General features: G+C 68.6%; 3 protein-coding genes and 1 pseudogene. All 4 read left to right on the forward strand.

The genetic code is table 11. The annotated features are described in order from the left end of the window. On the forward strand, positions 1-724 hold a 724-nt coding region (locus HY703_09535), incomplete at its 5' end, for an exo-alpha-sialidase (protein MBI4545426.1). Between the two features lie 204 nt (positions 725-928). Then, positions 929-1543, forward strand: a complete 615-nt coding sequence (locus tag HY703_09540; protein ID MBI4545427.1) for a hypothetical protein — start codon at positions 929-931, stop codon at positions 1541-1543. 143 nt (positions 1544-1686) lie between these two features. Further along, positions 1687-4701: a hypothetical protein gene (locus HY703_09545; GenBank protein ID MBI4545428.1), complete on the forward strand. Its 3015-nt coding sequence runs from the start codon at positions 1687-1689 to the stop codon at positions 4699-4701. Between the two features lie 233 nt (positions 4702-4934). Beyond that, a pseudogene (locus HY703_09550) lies at positions 4935-5049 on the forward strand (tyrosine-type recombinase/integrase).

Raw genomic sequence — 5049 nt, forward strand, 5'->3', positions numbered from 1 at the left:
CCAGCGGGGCCCGGCCATCACGACCTGGGCTACGCCCAGCGGGGTGAGACTTCTGATCGCCTACCACACGAAGCCCGTCAACGAGCAGGTCGAGATCCACGTCGCCTACACGGACGACAACGGCGCCACGCCGTGGGTCGACCAGCTCCTCGAGACCGTCGGCGTCACCGATCATGTGGCCAACGGGAAGATCCTGCAGCTTCCGCGGCCGGACCTCGTCCGTCGTGCGGATCTCTCCACCCAGCAGGTGGTGGTGGCGTACCCCGCCTTCGACGCCGCCACGGGCACCAACGACGTGGTGACCCAGCTCTCGTCCGACGGTGGCGTCAAATGGACCAAGAAGAGCCTTCCCCTCCCAGCGGCCACCCGCCACGACCGGTTCTTCCCGACGCTGGCGACGACGGAGCCCCTGGGCCGGAATGTCCTGCTGGCCTACTACGATACGCGGGAGGACCCGGCTCCGGTGGGATCACGCCTGGGCGTCTGGGCCTCGGTCCTGGATCCCAGCAGCAACCAGTGGACGCAGCCGTTCCCGGTGGCCTCGGGCCCCAACGTTCCCTTCACCCCCTGCATCATCAGGGGGGACTTCTACGGACATTACTTCGCGGTCGCGGGGGCGAGCGACAATGCGCCCGGGCTGCCCGCGACCAGCTTCTGGCCGCACTGGGCAGACTCCAGAAATTTCCAGAGGACCGAGGTCTGGAGCGCGCGGATCGTGCCCTAGGCCGTCTTTCTCGCCGGGGCGCGGCGCACCCGGTCAGGCAGCGAGTCATGGCGGTGGACAGGCGTCGAGCGCTAGAGAACGCGGCCTACAGGCGTACACCTCGCGGCGCTTGTCCGGTTTTCATTCCGGCCCGCGCGTTTAGGCTGAGGCGCTCGCGGCGCTCGCGTGGGTGCAGCGCCAGCGCCGGGAACGACGGGAGCTGCCATGATCGTGGCCGTCAGACCGCTGATCCTTGCGGCGGCGGTTCTCACCGCGGTGCTCTCGAGGCCGGCTCGAGCGCAAGAGGAGCCTGCGCGCCGGGACTCCTTGTCGGCTCAGCCGACAGTGGCGCGGCCCGCCGGGCAGCCGGAGGGGCTGCGCCCTACGGCCGCTGCAGACGCCCGCTTGCAGGTCGAGGTCGGCTGCAGTCGGGCTGAGCCCGGCACCGGCATGGCTACCCTTAGCTGGCCCGCTGACCGGGAGCTCATCGCCCGACAGCGCGTGGATGTGACGGTCTTCAAGCGCGGGTTCGAGCGGGGCTTGTTCGCCTCGCTGTCGCCAAGCCCGGCAGGACAACGCTTCCAGATGGCGCCGGACTTCCAGGCCGCCGGCCAGCCCGCGAGCTCCGCACTCGAGCTGAGGGCGGAGCCGATGGAGCTGTCCGCCAGGGGGGACCGGGTGGCGCTTCGGGTAAAGGGGCTCGAGCCCGGATTGCTATATTTCTGGCGCTTGGTGACCCGATCGGATGGGACGTGGCGGCCGGGCGAGACCGTGCGCACCGAGGCCGCAACATGCCCAGTCGATTGGATCCGACCGCACCGCTCACGAGAACAGCCGTGAGCCGGCTTCCTCCCGGCCAGTGGCTCGCGGAGAAGGTGCGGATGCTCAAGGCCTTCGGCGCCGCGGTTGCTCCCCGCAAGGCGGCTCACGACTGGACCGGCCCCATACGCGTCGCACGCGCCGCTCCGGTCAGGAGGAAGAGGATGGCGCGTCAGGGGAAGGGCCAACACGGTTCTTGCCCGCTGCACTCGCTGCAAGCTGCCAGGTCCTGGGGGAGCGTGGCCTGGCTGGCCCTGCTCTCGCTCCTCCCAGCGGCGCCCGCTCGCGCCCAGTTCACGAGCACGGTCACCGAGATCAACCCGACGCAATCGGATCTGGACAAGGCTGGGAACCCGAGTGGCGCGACCGGCGGCCGCGTCAACGGACTGGCCCGCGCGAACGATGGCCTCACGTTCTACGCGGCCAGCGAGTGGGGCGGGTTGTGGCAGAGCGCGACCGCGGGGAAGACCTGGTTCCACCTGCACGATCACCTGCCCACGGCCACCTGGGACGTGGAGGTCGACCCGACCAACCCGAACCGGGCGTACGCCACCTCCTTCTACGACGGTCGGGTGAACAGCCTGGCCGGGATCAACGTGAGCACCGACGGCGGTGCGACGTGGAACAAGCCGCTCACGGCCACGCCGCCCTCGGGGTTCTGCCTGGACGAGGCGCGGCGAACGGAGCCCTCCGCATTCGGCATCGCCATAGATCCGGAGAAGCCGCAGCACGTCTACGTCGGCACCAACTGCGGGCTGGCCTTGAGCGCCGACGCCGGCGCCACATGGACGTTCGTCGATCCCACGCCCGAAGACGGTGCCGACAACGTCTGGGATGTGGCCGTGCACCACGGCGGCATCGTCGACCTCTGCGGGGATGACGGGCACCAGCGTTCTCAGGACGGCGGCGCGAACTGGATAACGCTCCCGGCGTGGCAGAAAATGTTGCCCTCCGGCCGCTGCTCGATCGGGGCCTCCCCATACGAGCCGAACGCTCTATTCGCCGCTGTCGGCATCCAGGTTTTCCAGTCTGCTGACGGGGGCGCGAGCTGGACTTGGTCGGGCCACCCCCTGGCGCCTCAGGGCCGCATTCCTTTTCTGGCGGTGAACCCGCGGAGCGGCTCGAAATACGACCTCTGGTACGGGGACAGGTACCTCTACCGCGCGGCCTGCAGCAGCCCGCCCGACTCTGCTGCGGCATTCTGGGGACTGGCCTGTAAGCTCGACTGGGCCGGCCCTTGGCCTGGCGCGCACTCGGACGCCGGCGACCTGGCTTTCGACTCCAAGACGATGGTCGATGCCTGCCCGGTGCTCTACTCCGCGGACGGGGGCGTCTATTACAACACCAAGGTCGTGACTCCTGGCTGCCACGATCCTGCCTGGGAGCAGCCGGAGGTGACGCCGCGAGCGCTCTGGCTCTGGAGCCTGGACGGCGCGGACCACCTGGGCCCGGCCGAGGACCTCTATCTTGGCACCCAGGATAACGGCAGCTTCGCGGCCACGGATGCGGGCGCGGCCATGCCTGCCTGGCACAACCGCGACAGCGGTGACGTCTTCGACGTGTCGGCCGCGCCGGACGAGGTGGTGTACACGCTTTGCTGCCTCCCCGGCGCCCATATCACTCAAGTTCTGGCGAGGGGTCAGGGCATGGTCGGCGGCGGCGAGATCGGTCCAAACGCCTATCCGCCGGGTGACGTGCCGCCCTTTCTGTTCATTGACAATATCGATCGACCCGGCGGCTCCTACGTCATGGTGACGGACAGCGGCGTGTTCTACACGTCGAAGCTCTCGACGAGCGGAGGCTGGTACAGGGTGGGATGGGCTACAACACCGCTGAATCTGCGGGGCGTCAAGGGCGCCGCGCTCGGGGGCAAGCTTTACCTTTATGGCCTGGTGGGGGAGGCGAATGGACGCACGCCGGACCAGCTCTGGAAGTTCACCGGCGCTGGCAACGGCCCCAAGGGCACCTGGGCCCAGGTCAGCCCTCCGGACGCCGTGGGCGGGTTCGGCATCTTCGACGTGGACCCCAACGACGCCAACCGGCTGATCGCCTCGCACCTGCGCTCGGACGCGCCGCCGCAAATGCTGATGTCGATAGATGGCGGCGCCAACTGGGCTAGCCTGTCGACGCTGGACAGCCTCATGACCGGCGGCGGGCTCTTCCAGTATCAGAACCAGCGCGGAGCCACACCCTTCACCGGGTTCGAGGGCTACCCGCAGCCGACCCTGGTCGCATTCGACCCCGGGGATCCGGACATAGTGGTCGCGGGTGCGGCGGACGCGGGTGTTTTCGTCAGCATTGACGGCGGCAAGAACTGGAAGCTGGTGACCGACCCGTTCGACCCCGTGGACTCGGGCCGGCCCCACATCCCGCGGCCGCGCTTCGCCTACTTCGACCACCAGGAGCTGACTGCGGTGCCGCAACTCTCCGAACGCGTGGATATCTATGTCGGCAGCCAGGGGCGCGGCGTGTGGCGCATCACGCTGGAAATCCCGAAGCTGCTGGCCGAGCGCTGTATAGGCGCGCATTGCTGGCCGGCGAGCCTCGACCGCGGAACGCTTACCCTGGACTGCTTCGTCTGGCCCTGTGTGGTCACGGACAAGGTCATCGACAACTGCAAGGTCAAGTTCCCCTGCCCGCCGGAGCCGGCCGGGGCGGCCTGGCCGCCCTTCTACCACATGTTCCTGGACGGCCTCGACCTCGGCGTCTGGGAGGTCGGCTTCTACACGGGCCGGGGCCAGCCGGCGCCCTTCGAGCTGTTCCGCACCGCGACGGGAGTTGTGCTCAGCTTTCAGCCCAGCCGTGAGCTCTTCCGTCCGGGCGAGATCGGCGACTACCTGCTCGCGTTTGCGCCACGGTCCGGCGCTAAGGCCGGGCGTACAGTGATCCGCACCCGCCTCCAGGTCGGGGATGGGCACTACACGCCGGCGGCGGGGCCGCTGCTCGAGGCGCGGCCAGACCACCCGGGAGCGGACATGCCGAGCATTGGAGTGGCCACCATGGCCGAGGACGGCACCATCGTTCTGGAGCTGCGGGCGGAGGCTCCTGGCGGGGTGTCAGGACACGGCCGACTGGTCTACCCCCCGACTCACAAGGACTACCAGCAGATCCTCAAGCATCTGGGTGGTCTTCGTCCCGGCGAGAGCAAGCCAGTGCCGCCCTGGCCCGATCAGCGGTAGTGCGCTGCGCAATCGAGGCGACTCGCCGCCGCGGCCGCTGTTCAAGCAGCAGCCGGCGAAGGCGGGTTCATCCGACGGGTTCGTGACGGTGCTCAAGCAGTAGTTGCCGGGCTATGAGCGAGCAGGAGTGGGCGGGCTATGAGCGAGGAGCAGGACGGCAGGCTCGTTCAGGAAGTGGCAGAGCACAGGAGGCAGCACCGCCACTCGGAAGCAGCACAGTGCTTCGAGCGGGCTCCTTCGCCACCCACCTGCTCGAGGATGGCCACGACATCCGTACCGTCCAGGAACTGCTCGGCCACCGCGATGTGGCCACGACCATGATCTACACGCATGTCCTGAACCGTGGAC

The sequence above is a fragment of the Gemmatimonadota bacterium genome (genome assembly GCA_016209965.1).
Classification (GTDB): domain Bacteria; phylum Gemmatimonadota; class Gemmatimonadetes; order Longimicrobiales; family RSA9; genus JACQVE01.

Coding starts and splice junctions, on each gene's coding strand:
- HY703_09540 (MBI4545427.1), top strand. CDS start 929: ATGATCGTGGCCGTCAGACCGCTGATCCTTGCGGCGGCGGTTCTCACC.
- HY703_09545 (MBI4545428.1), top strand. CDS start 1,687: ATGGCGCGTCAGGGGAAGGGCCAACACGGTTCTTGCCCGCTGCACTCG.